This window comes from Clostridioides sp. ZZV14-6345, from assembly GCF_020657775.1.
Classification (GTDB): Bacteria; Bacillota; Clostridia; order Peptostreptococcales; family Peptostreptococcaceae; genus Clostridioides; species Clostridioides difficile_D.
In genome coordinates this window covers 21,717-39,510 of the sequence record NZ_JAGWCX010000026.1, presented here as the reverse complement: position 1 = coordinate 39,510, position 17,794 = coordinate 21,717, and the positions used below count along the sequence as shown (strand labels likewise).

General features: G+C 28.0%; 17 protein-coding genes and 1 riboswitch. All 17 genes read left to right on the top strand.

Annotation, left to right across the window (positions count from 1 at the left end; all coding sequences use genetic code 11):
* The first annotated feature begins 478 nt into the window (after positions 1–478).
* The 17 genes from KGF39_RS09055 to KGF39_RS08975 all read left to right on the top strand — a co-directional run bounded on the left by KGF39_RS09055 (position 479) and on the right by KGF39_RS08975 (position 17,793).
* Positions 479–838: a hypothetical protein gene (locus tag KGF39_RS09055; RefSeq protein ID WP_227822050.1), complete on the top strand. Its 360-nt coding sequence runs from the start codon at positions 479–481 to the stop codon at positions 836–838.
* 293 nt (positions 839–1,131) lie between these two features.
* Positions 1,132–1,473 (top strand): LytTR family DNA-binding domain-containing protein, encoded by a 342-nt coding sequence (locus KGF39_RS09050; protein WP_227822049.1) that lies wholly within the window; start codon positions 1,132–1,134, stop codon positions 1,471–1,473.
* A 128-nt stretch (positions 1,474–1,601) separates the two neighbouring features.
* Positions 1,602–2,033, top strand: a complete 432-nt coding sequence (locus tag KGF39_RS09045; RefSeq protein WP_227822048.1) for a DUF1653 domain-containing protein — start codon at positions 1,602–1,604, stop codon at positions 2,031–2,033.
* Between the two features lie 200 nt (positions 2,034–2,233).
* Positions 2,234–2,875 (top strand): histidine phosphatase family protein, encoded by a 642-nt coding sequence (locus tag KGF39_RS09040; protein WP_227822047.1) that lies wholly within the window; start codon positions 2,234–2,236, stop codon positions 2,873–2,875.
* A gap of 23 nt (positions 2,876–2,898) precedes the next feature.
* Positions 2,899–4,152 (top strand): NAD(P)/FAD-dependent oxidoreductase, encoded by a 1,254-nt coding sequence (locus tag KGF39_RS09035; protein WP_227822046.1) that lies wholly within the window; start codon positions 2,899–2,901, stop codon positions 4,150–4,152.
* Between the two features lie 46 nt (positions 4,153–4,198).
* Positions 4,199–4,849 carry a (d)CMP kinase gene (gene cmk, locus KGF39_RS09030; protein ID WP_227822045.1) on the top strand — a complete coding sequence of 217 codons (651 nt, stop codon included), beginning with the start codon at positions 4,199–4,201 and terminating at the stop codon, positions 4,847–4,849.
* Positions 4,850–4,897: 48 nt separating this feature from the next.
* Positions 4,898–5,494: a lysophospholipid acyltransferase family protein gene (locus KGF39_RS09025; RefSeq protein WP_054273805.1), complete on the top strand. Its 597-nt coding sequence runs from the start codon at positions 4,898–4,900 to the stop codon at positions 5,492–5,494.
* 12 nt (positions 5,495–5,506) lie between these two features.
* Positions 5,507–6,346: a 4-hydroxy-3-methylbut-2-enyl diphosphate reductase gene (locus KGF39_RS09020; protein WP_227822044.1), complete on the top strand. Its 840-nt coding sequence runs from the start codon at positions 5,507–5,509 to the stop codon at positions 6,344–6,346.
* A 251-nt stretch (positions 6,347–6,597) separates the two neighbouring features.
* A complete protein-coding gene (locus KGF39_RS09015; protein WP_227822043.1) occupies positions 6,598–7,752 on the top strand; it encodes a putative manganese transporter in 1,155 nt (384 codons plus the stop codon).
* Positions 7,753–8,049: 297 nt separating this feature from the next.
* A complete protein-coding gene (gene ade, locus KGF39_RS09010; RefSeq protein WP_227822042.1) occupies positions 8,050–9,747 on the top strand; it encodes an adenine deaminase in 1,698 nt (565 codons plus the stop codon).
* 52 nt (positions 9,748–9,799) lie between these two features.
* Positions 9,800–10,267 (top strand): thioredoxin-dependent thiol peroxidase, encoded by a 468-nt coding sequence (gene bcp / locus KGF39_RS09005; RefSeq protein ID WP_054273808.1) that lies wholly within the window; start codon positions 9,800–9,802, stop codon positions 10,265–10,267.
* Positions 10,268–10,273: 6 nt separating this feature from the next.
* Positions 10,274–11,017, top strand: coding sequence for a peroxide stress protein YaaA (gene yaaA, locus KGF39_RS09000; protein WP_227822041.1), 744 nt, complete (start codon positions 10,274–10,276; stop codon positions 11,015–11,017).
* A gap of 127 nt (positions 11,018–11,144) precedes the next feature.
* Positions 11,145–13,802 (top strand): cation-translocating P-type ATPase, encoded by a 2,658-nt coding sequence (locus tag KGF39_RS08995; protein ID WP_227822040.1) that lies wholly within the window; start codon positions 11,145–11,147, stop codon positions 13,800–13,802.
* A 53-nt stretch (positions 13,803–13,855) separates the two neighbouring features.
* Positions 13,856–13,960, top strand: a riboswitch (SAM riboswitch).
* A 109-nt stretch (positions 13,961–14,069) separates the two neighbouring features.
* Positions 14,070–15,335: an O-acetylhomoserine aminocarboxypropyltransferase/cysteine synthase family protein gene (locus tag KGF39_RS08990; RefSeq protein WP_227822039.1), complete on the top strand. Its 1,266-nt coding sequence runs from the start codon at positions 14,070–14,072 to the stop codon at positions 15,333–15,335.
* Positions 15,336–15,364: 29 nt separating this feature from the next.
* Positions 15,365–16,252: a homoserine O-succinyltransferase gene (locus KGF39_RS08985; RefSeq protein ID WP_227822038.1), complete on the top strand. Its 888-nt coding sequence runs from the start codon at positions 15,365–15,367 to the stop codon at positions 16,250–16,252.
* A gap of 171 nt (positions 16,253–16,423) precedes the next feature.
* Positions 16,424–17,056, top strand: coding sequence for a TetR/AcrR family transcriptional regulator (locus KGF39_RS08980; RefSeq protein ID WP_227822037.1), 633 nt, complete (start codon positions 16,424–16,426; stop codon positions 17,054–17,056).
* A gap of 293 nt (positions 17,057–17,349) precedes the next feature.
* Positions 17,350–17,793, top strand: coding sequence for a MarR family transcriptional regulator (locus KGF39_RS08975; protein WP_227822036.1), 444 nt, complete (start codon positions 17,350–17,352; stop codon positions 17,791–17,793).
* Position 17,794 lies beyond the last annotated feature (1 nt).

Genomic DNA, 17,794 nt, shown 5'->3' with positions numbered 1-17,794 from the left:
TTAAATTTTATTGTTAATAACTTATTCATCAATTTCCAACAGTTTATTTTAGGGAATTATTGAAAATATATTAAGTAATCACATCAAATCTAAGCGTATTTTTATGATATAATTAGTATGTATTTTTTATGATATATTTTATAAAAAGTATAATTTAATCATTTTTGAGGATATTATTATGTTAGATATGTTTATAACAATTATCTCTTCTATTATAGAAATATGGGCATGTAAAAAAGTCTTTGATTATACAAGTCAGACAAAGACTAATTTAAAAAAACTAAATATATATTTCTTTTTTTCTATTTTTCTTATTATTTCTTCTTTCTATATAAATATTGGAGCTAATAGTAGAATCTTAATATGCATACTTATAACTTTTATTTTCTATAAGTCTAATTACAAAGTTAATGTATATAAATCTTTGGTAATCTCGTTTTTTTATTGGTTAGTATTAATAGGTATAAATGGATTAAGTATGTTATTAGTAGTATCAGTAAATAATTTGGATAATATGAATGTTTTACTTAGTGGAAGCTTATATAGGTATGAAGCAATATTCTTAGGTAAGTTAGTGTTAGGTATTTTACTTTATATTTATAAGATTTCTTTTAAAAATTTTAAAATAAGCAAAAAAGAGATATACATATCTATTCCTATGATAGCAAATTTATTTTCATTTTTTATACTTTATGATTATATTATCAATCTTGTAAAAATTTCTCCTGAAAGAAGAATTGCTTTTTTAGTAATAGTTTTACTATTGATATTATCTAACATTTCAATCTTTGTATTAATACATATAATACTTAAGATTAAAGTCAGAAAAGTAAGATAAATCCTAATACAATTAATTGAAATTAAAAGTTAATAATTACTTTTTTATGTATAATTTTACATGATTTTCTATCAAAGTTGTTTTATTAAAGACGCATATAATTATATATAGAAATATGATAAAAAAAAGTCTTTTTAACTTTAAAAATTAATGTTAAAAAGTGAACTTATACACTAATATTGGAAGTATTTATTTAAATATCTTAAATAAATCAGTCTTACATATATTTCCGATAGATTATATTGATAAAAAACACTAAAATTAAATTAATAAAAGTACTTGGAGGGATAGCAATGAAAGAGGAAAATTTTATTAATATTGAATACGAAGATAAACGTTTTTCAATTAATATCGAAGAAATTATGTACATAGAAAAGCAGGAATATGAATCAAAGATTTATACTGCAAATGGGAATTACGAAGTTGGAGAAAATGATTCTTGTATAAGAAAATTAATGAAAAAAGAAAATTTTTTCAAATGTAGTAATAGTTATATTGTAAATCTAGATAAGTGTGAATTTTATCTAAGCAATAATTGTATTTTTGTCGATAATAATTTTATAAGAATTTTAGGTTCAGAAAGAAAAAAGAAGTTAAAAAAGAAATTAGAAAAATTATATGATTATGAAGATTAATCTTGAGAGGCTGTATTTTATACAGCCTCTTTATTTATTGTATTATTAATAAATTTCAAATTATGATAAAATATAAAACAAGTAACTTATTTCAAGATAAAATACTTTTTAAAAGAAAGGGACGAGATATGAGAGATTATAATAAAACACTTGAATTAAAAAATAACTCAGGTAATAGTGAAAGAAAGTTAAAATATCCTTGTATCTATAAACATTTTAAAGGAAAATATTATGCAACAATGGGGCTTAGCAAAGCTAGTGATAATGTAGAGAGCATATGTGAACTATACAGTAAAAAAGAGTTAACGCAAAATAAAAATAAATATAAGTTAGTCATTAGACATACTGAAAGAGAAAAAGATATCTATGTATATAGAGATTTAGATGGAAATTTTTATCATAAAGAAGAAGATGACACTAATGATTTGGTTTTATACAAGACTTTATATGATGATACAGGAATATTTGCAAGGCCTTTGGATATGTTTTTAGAAAAAGTAGATACAGATAAGTATGTTAATTCAATTCAAGAGTACAGATTTGAAGAATTTTATAAATAATATAATAAAGTTGAGTTTATAAATTTAGAAAAATCCTTTAATGGTACAATAATTTGTAGAAATATAAATGAGCTTTATTGTAAATAATATGTTAGATTAAGTTATAAAATAGAAACAAAGTAAAGTATTATATGATATAATTAAGTTTTGAGAAGTAATAATTTATATTTAATAAAAATAGGCATATATTAGGAGGACATATGGGAAATACTTTTTATATAGTAAGACATGGACAAACCGATTGGAATCTATTAGGAAAAACACAAGGTCATGGTAATTCTGACCTTACACCTCAAGGGATAGAGCAGGCAAAAGAACTTTCTGAAGATATTGGCAAGTATTCAATTGATTATATTTTTAGTAGTGACTTAGGAAGAGCAGTGCAAACAGCTCAAATTTTAGGCGATAAGCTTAATATTGAAGTTCAAAAAACTGAAGCACTTAGGGAAATGGGATTTGGAGTTTGGGAAGGTCTTTTAATAAAAGAAATCCAAAAAGATTACTCAGATATATATTTAACATGGAGAAATGAACCACACTTAGTAAATATACCAGAAGGCGAAACTCTTAAAATTATAAAAGAAAGAGTAGATACTTTTATAAAGGAATTAAATGAAAAATATGATAATAAAAATATAATTCTTGTTACACATTCAATTACATTAAGAGTTATGTTATTGTCATTTTTAGAATCAGGTATGGAGAACATATATAGAATTAAGCAGGATAATACTGCTTTAAATATAGTAGAATTTAAAGATTATGGTCCTGTTATAATAAAAATGAATGATACAAGCCATATAAAAAATCATGTAAAGATAAATAATTCTGCATTAGAGTAAGAAGCAATTATAAGGAGAAATTTATGAGTAAAGTTATAGTAGTTGGTGGAGGAGCCTCCGGAATGATGGCAGCTTTGTCAGCTTCAAAAAATAATAATGAAGTAATATTAATTGAGAGAAATGGAGAATTGGGAAGGAAACTAAGGGCAACTGGTGGAGGTAGATGTAATTTTACCAACAACAGAGATATAGAAGATTTTTTTGATAAAGTCGTTAATAATAAAAAATTTCTCTACAGTAGTTTCTATACGTTTACAAATAAGAATCTTATTTCATATTTTGAAAGTAGAAATTTAGAATATAAGATTGAAGAAGAAAATGACCACAAAGTATATACAAAAAATGATAAATCTATAGAAGTAATAGAAGTATTAAATAAAGATTTACTCAGTCACAATGTAAAGATAATGTATAATAAAAAAGTTACAGACATTATGACTGAAGAAATAGCTCCAAAAGATGACTATAATAAGGACAAGTCAAAGTATTTAATAAGAGGAGTCATTTTAGATAATGGAGATAAGATACTCGGAGACAAGATTATTATATCAACTGGAGGAGTAAGTTATTCAAAAACGGGTTCAGATGGTTCAATGTATACGATTCTTAAAAACCATGGACATACATTAAATAAACTATATCCTGCTTTAGTTCCACTTACAATAGAGGAAAAATGGATTAAAGATTTACAAGGAATATCTATGAAGAATGTGGAAATATCTTGTAAGATTAAGAAAAGGAAAATATCAAAATCAGGGGATATGTTATTTGCACATTTTGGAATAACAGGACCTTGTGTGCTTATAATGTCTTCTTATATTAATAAGATTATTGAAAAAGAAAAGGTAGAATTAAGTATAGATTTCTTACCAAATCTAAAAGCTGATGAAATCTCTAGAATAATCAGAGAATTTCCCAATAAAAATGTTTTAAATAATCTTAAGCAAATATTACCTCAAAATTTCTTAAAAGAAGTTCTTTCTCTACTATCTTTGAGTGATAAAAAGGCAAGTGATTTGTCTAAGGCAGATGAAATTAAAATTATTGAGTATATAAAAAATATGAAGCTAACTTGCAATGGAACCACAGGTATAAACACTGGTATGGTTACTTCTGGTGGCATCTCAGTTAAAGAAATTAATTCTTCTACTATGGAATCTAAATTAATTAAAAACTTGTTTTTTACAGGTGAGGTAATTGATATAGATGCAGAAACTGGTGGATACAATTTACAAATAGCATTTTCAACTGGATATCTTGCAGGTATTAGTGTATAAATATAGTTCTTTTAATAATTAAATATGAATAGATAGAGGTGTATATATGGGTAATTTAGTTATAGCTGTAGATGGTCCAGCAGGAGCTGGAAAAAGTACAATAGCCAAGATAGTAGCAAAAAAGCTAAATATAAATTATATAGATACAGGTGCTATGTATAGAGCAGTTACTTATAAGTGTTTAAAAAGTGGTATTGATGTCAATAATGAGAAGGAAGTTATTCAAATAGCTGAAAATTCGGATATAGATTTCAAGGACAATAGCATATACTTGGATAAAGAAGTTATAAATGAAGAAATAAGAACAATAGAAGTAAGTAACAATGTTTCTAATATAGCCAAAATAAAAAAAGTAAGACAGTTGATGGTTGAAGTTCAACGAAAAATAGGTACAAAAAGTTCAGTAATATTAGATGGTAGAGATATAGGTTCATATGTTTTCCCAAATGCAGATTACAAATTCTTTTTAGTAGCTACTCCAGAAGAACGAGGAAGTAGACGTTACAAAGAGCTTTGTAATAAAGGATATAATACTACTTTAAAAGAAGTAATTGAAGATATAATAAAGCGAGATGCAATTGACTCAAATAGAGAATTTGCACCATTAGTAAAAGCTGATGATGCACTAGAAATAGATACTACAGGAAAAAATATAGAAGATGTTGTAGATGAAGTTATATCTAAAATAAATCTTTAGTCTAAGTATCATAATGAAAATATAATGTAGTGTTGAAGGGAGATAAAAGTGAATTTTTATAGATTTGCAATAAATATTTTTAAAGGTTTTTCTAAAATATTTTTTAAATATGAAGTTATAGGTGCAGAGAATATTCCAGATAGAGGTAATATAGTAATAGCATCAAATCATAAATCGAATCTTGACCCTATATTCTTGGCTGCTGCCATAGAAAATAGAGAAATAGCTGCGATTGCAAAAAAAGAATTATTTAGAGTCAAGCCATTAGGATTTATATTAAAAAAATTGCATGTTATGCCTATAAATAGAGAAAAGCCAGATGTATCTACAATAAAAACTATTTTAAGGTCAGTTAGAGATGGTTATGTATTAGGCATATTTCCAGAGGGAACTAGAATAAAAGGAGATTCTTTTGGTAGGGCTAAGGCAGGTCTTTCTGTATTTACAATAAAGAGTAAATCTAAAGTTGTTCCAGTATCAATAATATCTAAATACAAACTTTTTAGTAAAGTAATTGTATATATTGGAGAACCAATATCGTTTGAAGAACATTTTAAGGAAAAATTGAGTAATGATGACCATGAAAGAATATCACAAGAGATTTTAGAAGTGATAAAACAAAATTACTTTAAATATTCAAAATAAGGGGGTAAACTTGTGAACGTAAAAATAGCAAAAAATGCTGGCTTTTGTTTTGGAGTAAAGAGAGCGATGAAAATGGCATGGGATGAAGTTGAAAAAAATGACTCTGGCATATATGCTTTAGGTCCTCTTATTCATAACAAACAAGCAGTGGCAAAATATGAAGAAAAAGGTCTTAAGACTGTGAATGAAATTGATACAATACCAAATCATGAAAGTATGATAATAAGGTCTCATGGAGTTCCTGAGAATATATATAAGGAAGCTAAGGACAAAAAAATAAAAATTGTGGATACTACATGTCCATTTGTAAAGAAAATACATACAGTAGTAAGTGAGTATCATAATAAAGGCTATGAAATAATAGTTATTGGAGATATGAAACATCCAGAAGTTATAGGTATAAATGGATGGTGTGAAAATTCAGCTATAATAATAAAGACTTTAGAACAAATGGAAAATATGGAATTTGATAACTCAAAAAAATATTGCCTTGTTGCACAGACTACAATAAATCCAGAGTTGTATATAAGTATAGTTGATAAACTATCAGATAAACTAGAAGAAATAGTATTTAATGATACAATTTGTTCAGCTACAAAAACAAGACAAGAATCAGCTAAAGCATTAGCTAGAGAAGTTGATTGTATGATAGTTATAGGAGGCAAACATAGTTCAAATACTCAAAAGTTAGTAAAGGTTTGTGAAGATTTAGTGCCAACTTTTGCAATAGAGACTAAGGATGAATTGGATGTAAATATGATTAAAGAATATAAAAATTTAGGTATTACAGCAGGAGCATCTACACCTAATTGGATAATAGAAGAAGTTGTAACATTCCTTGAAAATTTATAAATTTGATAGATAATAAAAACAGGTGGATGTTGTTATAATGTAGAACTTATCATAATATCCACTTTTAATTTCATATTATATGTGGTAAATAGATAACCTAGTATCAAAAAGTGTGTATCTTAATACAAAAATTAATAATATAAGATGCGCACTTTTTAATATTAGAAATTTAAAAGAAATATTGATATTGATTATCAATAGAAAATAAAATATAATATAATTATTGCAAAGTTAGTATAGGAGGTAAATTAATGGAAATGTTAATATCTGCTTCTGAAGAAGCATTTTTACATGTGGGTTCTATGATTGGATTTTTTATTTTGTTATTTGGATATATTAATTATAAAACTAGTGGAAATTTTACTAATATCATATCAAAAAACAGAAAACTTCAACCTTTAATGGGTGCTTTAATTGGAGCTATACCAGGTTGTGGGGGAAGTTTGGCAATAATGCCATTATATATAAAGGGGAAATTAAGTTTTGGAGCAATAATTGCAAGTTTAATAGCTAGTATGGGAGATGCCTCATTTGTACTTATTTCATCAAATATTAAAATGTATTTTTTTGTTACTATAGTTAGTACTATTACAGGAATAATAACTGGGCAACTAGTGGATTATTTTAAACTAGAAGAAAAATTAGGGCTAAAAAACCGTAGAGAATCGGATAAATACAATATAAGTAAAAACAACTCTAAAGAAAATAAAGAAAAACATAATCATGATGAAATAATTTTGGACAATCTAGCTAAATCTCATGGAAATACAAATAGACTTGCATTTATAATAACACATGGAAAGGGATATAAAATTTATATAGGAATTATATTAATAGGATTTATATTTATGTCACTTGCTCATTCTGGTATTAATCTTCCTATAATTGAGAAATTACATTCATTAGAAGAAGCGATAGCAGTGATTGGAATATTATTTTCAATAATTTATATGTGGTGTTTTAAAAAGGTATTTAAAAATTCTAATCAAAAAGAGGAAGAAAATAAAAAGATTTCTCTACGAGAAATGCTGATACATTCTGTTGGTGAAATATCATTTGTAATTACATGGATTTTTATTGCATATCTTATTTACGATTTGATAATATTAATTTTAGGTGGAGATGAATACTTGGTTAAACTAGTGTTATCAACAGGTGTAATAAGTGTATTTATAGGTGCAGGTCTTGGGCTTATTCCAGGGTGTGGTATACAAATTGTGCTTATGTCATTTTATTTAAAGGGAACTATACCACTTGGGGCAGTAATAGCCAACTCTATATCTCAAGATGGGGATGCACTTTTCCCTCTTCTGGCAATGGATAAAAAATCTTCTTTATGGGCCATGATTATTACTACTATACCAGCAATACTTGTAGGTATGATAGTTTATGTACTTTTAGGATAAATACAATTATAAATAAAAATAGTATTGAAAAAACAATAAAATACATAAATTTATATTGTAATAATAATGCTAATTAAATGTAGAAATAGAAAAAACTCAATATAACTTAAATATTAATGAGAACATGGGAAATTATATTATTCCTCATGTTCTCTCTATTTAATTAAATGAATAATGGAACAAATTTCAAGTGATACTTTTTATCAAAACTCATATATAATATATATTAATAAATCAAACTATAATATGTAATATAACTAGTATGTTGATATAAAAAACTTAAGAGGAGTTGTAAAAATGGGTAGTTTAAAGAGACAGTGTGATATGGCAAGTGGAAGAGAGAAAGCTGACATTGTACTTAAAGATGGGACAATCACAAATGTATTTACAGAAGAGCTAATAGTAGGAGATGTAGCAATAGTTGGAGATACTATTGTTGGTATTGGCGATTACAAGGGTAATATAGAAATTGATTGTAGTGGCAAATATATATCACCTGGTTTTATTGATGCACATATGCATATTGAGTCTACAATGGTAATGCCAATTGAATTATCAAAAAAATTATTAAAATCAGGTACGACAACTATCATAGCTGACCCACATGAGTTGGTTAATGTAAAGGGAACAAGTGCAATAGATTTTTTATTAGAATCAACAAAGGATATACCACTTAATGTATATATTATGATGCCTTCATCTGTACCTGCAACGAGCTTTGAAACTAACGGAATTGGTAAATTTAGTGCAAAAGACATGAAAAGCTACATAAATAATCCTAGAATTTTAGGTTTAGGAGAGGTAATGTGTTTCAATGATGTTATAAATTCTGAAAATGAAATCTTGGATAAACTAGAGCTTTTCAAAAATAAGGTTGTGGATGGACATGCACCTAATATAAGTGGAAAATCACTTCAGACATATGTATGTGCAGGAATAGAAAATGACCATGAATGTATAACTTTTGATGAAGTATATGAAAAATTGAGAGCAGGGTTAAAAATTTTAATAAGAGAAGGAAGTGCAGCAAAAAACTTAAAATCTATAGTAAGTGGTATGTTAAAGTATAACTTGCCAATTGAAGAATTTATGTTTTGCACAGACGATAAGCATCTAGATGATATAGAAAAACAAGGTCACATAAGATGGAATATAAAATGTGCGATTGATTTGGGTATGGACCCTATCAAGGCTATAAAAATTGCAACTTATAATTCTGCAAGAGTATATGGGTTAAAGAAAATTGGAGCAATAGGTGCTGGATATAAGGCGGACATTGTTGTATTGAGTGATTTAGATAAAATGGAAGTGGATAGTGTCTATAAAGATGGTAAATTAGTAAAGGAAGAAATCTTCTCTACTTACAATTATGAGATTAAAGATAAAAAATTGCTTAATACGGTCAAGTTTAAATATATTAATAAAGAAAAAATACAGTTAAAAGCAAGTGAAAAAAATTATGTAATGGAAATTGTACCTTATCAAATTTTGACAAATAAAGTATATGAATCTCTACCAAGTGTAGATGGATATTTTGTTCCAAATGAAGAGTACTCAAAACTTTGTGTTATCGAGAGACATAGAATGACTGGAAATATATCAATTGCTCCACTAAAAGGATTTGGTATAAAAAACGGAGCAATAGCTACTACTGTGGCTCATGATTCTCATAATATTCTAGTTGCAGGAGATAACGATGATGATATTCTAGTTGCCATAAATTATTTAAAAGAAATACAAGGTGGTTATGTGATTGTATCAAATGGAAAAGTTATTGCACACCTAAGTCTTCAAGTAGCTGGATTAATTAGTACTCTTACAGCTGAAGAAGTACAAGAAACTACTGATAATATGTTGGAGATAGCAAGAAAAATGGGAGTTCCAAAGTATGTAGACCCTTTTATTACGCTTTCTTTTATGGCACTTCCTGTTGTTCCACAAATAAGACTTACTGATTTAGGTCTGTTTGATGTTGAAGGGTTTAAATTTATATAGACATTATAAAAGTAATATAAAATTATCAATAAAAACAAAAGGAGAGATATTTATGTTGAGTATAGGAACAAAAGCACCCGAATTTACATTAGAAGATAAAGATGGAAATAAAGTAAGTATGTCAGATTTTAAAGGAAAAAAAGTAGTAGTATATTTTTATCCTAAAGATAATACACCAGGATGTACACGTCAAGCTTGTGCTTTTAGAAATGCGTATGATGGATTTAAAAAGGAAGATGTACAAGTTATTGGTATAAGTAAAGACAGTATAAAATCACATCAAAAATTTGCAGAAAAGCATGAACTTCCTTTTATTTTACTTTCTGACCCTGATTTAGTTGCTATAAAAGCCTTTGATGTATGGAAAGAGAAAAAAATGTATGGAAAAACTGCATTAGGAGTTGTACGTGCGACATATATCATAGATGAAAATGGAATTATTGAAAAAGTTTTTGAAAAAGCAAAACCAGATACAAATGCACAAGAGATTCTTGAATATTTGGAAAAACAGGAGCAATAAGAATTTATGATTATAATGTTATCACCAGCTAAAAATATGAAAAATATAGAAGTATTTGATAGAGATTTGAATTTGCCCTGTTTTATAGATAACACAAAAGAAATAGTGGAAAATATAAAGACATTTAGCATAGAAGATTTTAAAAGTAAAATGAAAATTAATGAAAAATTAGCTGTATTAAATAAAAATAGATTTGAAAGCATTAAGTTTGATAGATTAGGAAGCCCTGCAATCTTAACTTATGATGGAATACAATATAAAAATATAGAAGCAGAAAATTTTACAAAGCAAGATGAAGAATTTGCAGATAGTTGTATTCGAATCATAAGTGGATTGTATGGGGTTGTAAAACCATATGACAGCATATATGAATATAGGTTAGAAATGCAGACGAAATTACAGATAGGTGAGTTTAAGAATTTATATGAATATTGGGGAAATCGTATATATAAAGAATTAATCAAAGAAAAAACAGTTATCGTTAATCTTTCATCAAATGAATACAGCAAGTCCATAGAAAAATTTATTAAAGATAGTGATACATATATTACATGTACTTTTAAAGTAAACAAAAATGGTTTATTGAAAGTGGAATCTACACAAGCAAAGAAAGCTAGAGGGGTGATGGTAAAGTACATTATAAAAAATAGGATAAGAGATATTGAGGAACTGAAAAAGTTTAATTTAGAAGGATATAAGTATCAAGAAAATTTATCTGACAATAGAGAATACATATTTGTAAAAGAGTAGAAGTTTTATTAAGCATTAAATCGCATTGTTAAATTTAGGTAAAATATACTTATTGTGTATTGAATTGAACTTGATTTTAAAATATAATTATTCTTAAATCAAAAAAAGAAAGGAGTGGTCTTCCAAAATGGAAAATCACAAACAGATGCCTTGGCATTCAAGAGCAACGCATGAAATTTTAGAAAGTCTAGATTCATCAGAGGAGGGGCTCACCGATACCGAGGCGGAAAAACGGCTTAAAGAGAAGGGTTTAAATGAACTGAGAAAAAAAACACCTAGAACAATTTTACAAATGCTTTGGAATCAAATTACAGATGCTATGGTTCTTATACTAATAGGAGAAGCAATATTGTCTTTGATATTTGGTGAATTTACAGAAGCTTTTGTAATACTAATAATTGTAACAGTAAATGCAGTTATTGGAATTGTTCAAGAGAAAAAGGCTGAAAGCTCATTAGAAGCATTAAAAAATATGAATTCACCTATAGCTCGTGTTATGCGTGATGGTGAAGAAAGTGTTATTCCAGCAAGCAATCTTGTAGTAGGAGATATTGTTTTTTTAGAAGATGGAGCGATGGTTCCAGCAGACCTTCGTTTGATAGAAACATCGAGTTTAAAAATTCAAGAGGCTTCTTTAACAGGAGAATCTGTTCCATCAGAAAAAGATGCAGATACAATCTTACCTAAAGAATGTGTACTAGGAGACCGTAGCAATATGGCTTATACATCCTCAATCGTCACATATGGTAGAGGTGTAGGTGTTGTAGTTGCAACTGGTATGGATACAGAAGTGGGTAACATAGCACATCTTTTAGATTCACAAGATGATTTTGACACTCCTATAAAACGTAAACTTAATACTGTTGGAAAGACATTAAGTGTCATAGGTATTATTGTATGCGTTGTTATATTTGCAATAGGTGCATTTTATCAGAGACCTCTCTTGCCAATGTTTATGATTGCAATTTCCCTTGCCATATCAATTATTCCAGAGGGATTACCTGCAACAGCTACTATTGTAATGGCTTTAGGCGTACAACGTATGGCTAAAAGAAATGCTTTAATTAGAAAATTACCTGCTGTTGAAACATTAGGAGGAGCTACAGTAATATGTTGCGATAAAACTGGTACATTAACCTTAAATAAAATGACTGTTACACATATTGCTGTAAATGGAGATTTTGAATCTGGAAAAGTAACATCAATAGATACTGCATCTGAAAAACATCCACTAGTATATAAAGAGACTGTTTATGCTGGTGCACTTTGTAATGATGCATGTATTAATCCAGACAAAACAGATGAAATATTAGGTGACCCAACAGAAGGCGCATTAATTTTTATGGCCAACAAATTTGGAATAGACCAAGATGCTCTTGAAGAGAAATATCCACGTTTATTTGAACAGCCTTTTGATTCCAATAGAAAATGTATGACAACTGTTCATAATATAGATGAAAAGATTATTGCTTATACTAAAGGAGCAGTAGACGAAATTCTTGACCTATGTACTAAAATATTAACTTCAAAAGGTGAAAGAAACATTACCGAATTGGATAAAAAGAATATACACGAATTATGTCTTACAATGTCTAAAGATGCATTACGCGTACTTGGTTTTGCTAAGCGTGAGATTTCATCTATACCAAAAGAAGATAATAAAAACATAGAATACGATTTGACATTTATAGGTATGGTTGGTATGATTGACCCACCAAGAACTGAGGTAATTGATGCAGTAAGTACTTGTAAAGAAGCAGGTATAAGAACCATAATGATAACAGGTGACCATAAAGTTACTGCTACAACAATAGCTCATGAGTTAGGAATATGGAGTGAAGAAAATACTGTGATATCTGGTGATGAACTTGATAATTTGAGTGATGGTGAATTAGATGAAGCTGTTAAAAGTACTACAATATTTGCTCGTGTGTCCCCATTTGATAAACTTAGGATTATACAATCTCTAAAGAGAATTGGAGAAGTACCAGCTATGACTGGAGATGGTGTAAACGATTCTCCTGCATTAAAGTCTGCTGATATTGGTATAGCCATGGGTATAAGTGGTACAGATGTTGCAAAAGACTCTTCTGACATGATTTTAATGGACGATAGCTTTACAACAATTGCTTATGCAATAAAAGAAGGTAGGCGTGTATATAGGAACATACAAAAAGTTATACAATTTTTGCTTGTTGGTAATATAGCAGAGATACTTACGCTGTTTGTAGCAATATTATTAAACTGGGATACTCCACTTCTTGCTGTTCATATTCTGTGGGTAAACCTTGCAACTGCTACACTCCCAGCTCTTGCTCTTGGAGTTGACCCACCAAGTAGAAATATAATGAAGCATAAGCCAGTGAAATCAACCACTTTATTTGAAAAAAACCTTATACAAAGAGTGGTTACTCAAGGTATATTTGTGGCAATAATGACTATTTTAGCATATAAAATTGGTCTTAATATAGAAAATCATTCTGTAGGTCAAACAATGGCATTTTGTGTATTAGCATTTTCACAGATGTTAAGAGCATTTAGTCAGCGTTCAAATACAGATTCAATGTTTAATAGAAATAATGGTAAAAATCCATTTCTTTTAATTTCATTTTTAACTTCTGCGTTGCTAATAGCAGTAATACTGTTTGTACCTGTTTTTAGAAATGCTTTTAGTTTAACTATTTTAAATAGTTCAGAGTGGCTTATAACAATTGTTTTAGCTGTAATGTCTGTAATTCAAGTAGAGGTTGGGAAAGTTATTAAAAGAAAAATTTTAAAAAAATAGTTGACAAAATTAGGAAAAATATATAAGATATAAAACATAGAAAAATTAAATAAATCTTATCCAGAGAGGTGGAGGGACTGGCCCTATGAAACCCAGCAACCAGTATATATTTATATACATTGGTGCTAAATCCTGCGGCGAAAGCTGAGAGATGAGTATAATTACGCTTATACAGAGCCTGAGTTATATACTCAGGCTTTATTTATTTTAAATCTCATCTGATAAACAGTTTAATTTTTTTAACTAAAATCTAAGGGGGATACAAAAATGTATAATAAAGAAACAATATGTGTGCAAGGAAATTATAAGCCAGGTAATGGAGAACCAAGAGTATTACCTTTATATCAAAGTACAACTTTTAAATATAGTAGTATAGACCAACTTGCTGACCTATTTGATTTAAAGGTTGATGGACATATATATTCAAGAATAAGCAATCCTACTATTCAAGCTTTTGAAGAAAAAATAAGTTTACTAGAAGGAGGAGTATCTTCTGTAGCTGTATCATCAGGTCAATCTGCAAATATGTTGGCAGTTTTAAATATATGTAAATCAGGGGACAGCATACTTTGTTCTTCAAAAGTATATGGAGGAACATTTAATTTATTAGGACCTAGTCTTAAAAAATTTGGAATAGACTTAATATCATTTGACTTAGATTCAAGTGAAGATGAGATAGTAGAACTTGCAAATGAAAATACTAAAGTTGTGTTTGCAGAAACACTTGCTAATCCAACTCTTGAAGTTATAGATTTTGAAAAAATAGCAAATGTAGCCAAGAGAATTAATGTTCCATTTATAGTTGATAATTCATTAGCATCGCCAGTACTTTGTAATCCTTTAAAGTATGGAGCAAATATAGTTACTCATTCTACTACAAAATATTTAGATGGTCATGCTTCAAGTGTTGGAGGGATTATAGTGGATGGTGGAAACTTTAACTGGGATAATGGAAAATTTCCAGAATTAGTTGAGCCAGACCCAACATACCATGGAATAAGTTATACTGAAAAATTTGGAAATGCTGCGTATGCAACTAAAGCGAGAGTTCAATTACTTAGAGATTATGGAAATTGTTTAAGCCCATTCAATGCTTATCTTACTAATTTAAATGTTGAAACACTGCACCTTAGAATGGAAAGACATAGTGAAAATGCACTTAAAATAGCTAGATTTTTAGAAAAACATGAAAATGTAGACTGGATTAATTATCCAGGACTTGATGATAACAAGTATTATGAGAATGCCAAAAAATATTTATCAAAAGGGTGTAGTGGAGTTTTATCATTTGGAGTAAAAGGAGAACTAGAAAATGCCAAAAAGTTTGTGGAAAAATTACAGATAGCATCATTGGTTACTCATGTTTCAGATGTAAGAACATGTGTCATACACCCAGCTTCAACTACTCATAGACAATTAACAGAAGAACAATTAATTGCATCTGGAGTATTACCTTCACTAATAAGATTGTCTGTTGGAATAGAAAATGTAGAGGATTTAATAGCTGATTTAAATCAAGCTTTAAATTTCTAATAGTCTAAGAGAAAGAGAAGTGAAAAGATATGGCTTTAATACTACCAAAAGGATTACCTGTTATTAATAAATTATTGGATGAAGGAATAGATGTAATTTACAAAGAAGATTTCAATAAGAAGTTAAAATATGAAGAAAACATAGATACTAAGATAGCTATATTGAATCTAATGCCTATAAAGATGGATACAGAATTAGATTTACTAAGAAGGATAGATAAAACAGGATTTAATGTATCTGTGGAATTTATTAAAATTTCAACAAGAGAAAGCAAGAGAAGTTGTAATGAGTATGTTAAAGCGTTTTATAAAACATTTGACGAAGCCAAAGAAGAATACTTTGATGGTTTTATAATAACAGGAGCTCCAGTTGAACAAATGGAGTTTGAAGAAGTTGATTATTGGAATGAACTAGAGGAAATTATGGATTATTCTAAAAGAAAAACTAAATCTACATTATATATATGTTGGGCAGCTCAAGCAAGTCTTTACAAATACTACAATGTAAAAAAAATTCCGTTAAGTCAAAAATGTTTTGGAGTATTTAAGCATAAAGTAGATAAAAACAGTAAGATAGTAGATGAGTTTGAAAAAGAATTTTTTGCTCCACATTCAAGACATACTACTGTAAATATTGAAGCTCTAAAAGAGAATAAGGAGTTGAGTATTGTAAGTCATTCTAAAGAAGCTGGTCCTTATATAATTACAAATTCAAGAGATATATTCGTAATGGGTCATAGCGAGTATGATAAATACACTCTTGATAAAGAATATAAAAGGGATATAAACAGAGGAGATGAAATATCAATACCTCAAAATTATTATATTAATAATGACCCTTCAGAAGAGCCAACTGTTAAATGGAAAAAACATTCAGAGTTATTGTTTAGAAATTGGATAAAAAATTATTTAATATAATAAATTTTAATAGGATATAAATGTTAACTAAAAAAGATATATAAATAATAAGGTATAAAGGTAATCTTAATTATTCTTTATACCTTATTATTTTTAAAAATTTGACATTATAGTAGTAGTTTTATATAATAAGACTAAACCGACTGACGGTCTATTGGAAGGAGAAAATAGATGAGAATCGTAAAAGACCCTGAAGAACGTAAAAGTGAAATACTAGATACAGCTGAAATGCTTTTTTGCACTAAAGGATATTCAAAAACTACTGTAAATGATATTTTAAATGAAGTTGGAATTGCAAAGGGGACTTTTTATTACTACTTTAAATCCAAAGAAGAAGTAATGGATGCAATCATAACTAGAATTATAGACAATGATATAAATATAGCAAAAAAAATTGCTTTAAATCCAGAAATACCAGTCCTTGAAAAATTTTTTCAAATATTAATGTCTCAAAGACCTAAGGTTGGAGATAATAAAGAAAAAGTAATTCAGCAATTCCATTTACCAAATAATGCAGAGATGCATCAAAAGACGATAGTTAAAACTATTTTAAACTTTACACCAATTTTAGCAGAAGTAGTAGAAGAAGGTGTAAGAGAAGGCATATTCAATACAAAATATCCAAAAGAAACAATAGAGTTTTTAATTGCTTCTTCTGAGTGTATATTTGATGAATCAATGTTTAGTTGGAATAAAGATGAAATGTTGCAAAAAAAAAAAGCTTTTGTTCACATCATGGAAATAACATTAGGTGCAGATAAAGGTAGTTTTGACTTTGTACATGATATGATAATAGGGAACTAAACTTTTGTATTATTGATGAATTTATATTTTAACTTTTAAATGGGATTAAAAAGCGAGAAATCGGTGTAAAATATATACATCGATTTTTTATTAAAAACATATTGTGTAAAATTAAATATCAATAAGATAATAAAATTCCAACTGAAGTTACAATATTGTAATTGACAATAAATATTTAATACTATAATATTTAATACATTAAACATTATAGTATTAAATATTTATTTACAAGATACACTTAAACCTAAAGTTAATAACTAGTAAAATAAAGTATTTTCGTAGGGAGCGTTTGTATGGATGAGATGAGTTTTAAGAAAGAACTATTAGACTTGACTAGAGATATAAATATGAAGTTTGCAACTTTATTAAGTAAGTTTTATCAGCCACTTGGTATTACCGCAGTGCAAGCTTTGATTTTATCAGAGTTATGTGAACATGGGGAGAAAAAAATAAGCGATTTAGGGAAAAACTTAAACATGACAAATAGTAATGTATCAGTAATCTGTCAAAGACTTGAAAAAAATGGTTTTTTAAATCGTATAAGAGATATAGAAGACCAGCGAATTGTAAAAGTAAAAGTTACAAATAAATCATTGGATATACAAGAGAATATTTCAAGTAGTATTTTTGATAGTTATTTTGAAAATATGACTAGTGAAAAATTGCAAGATATGGAAGATATAATAGAAGGTTTAGAGAAACTAAATAAACTTTTAACTCACATTGATTGCAAATAAC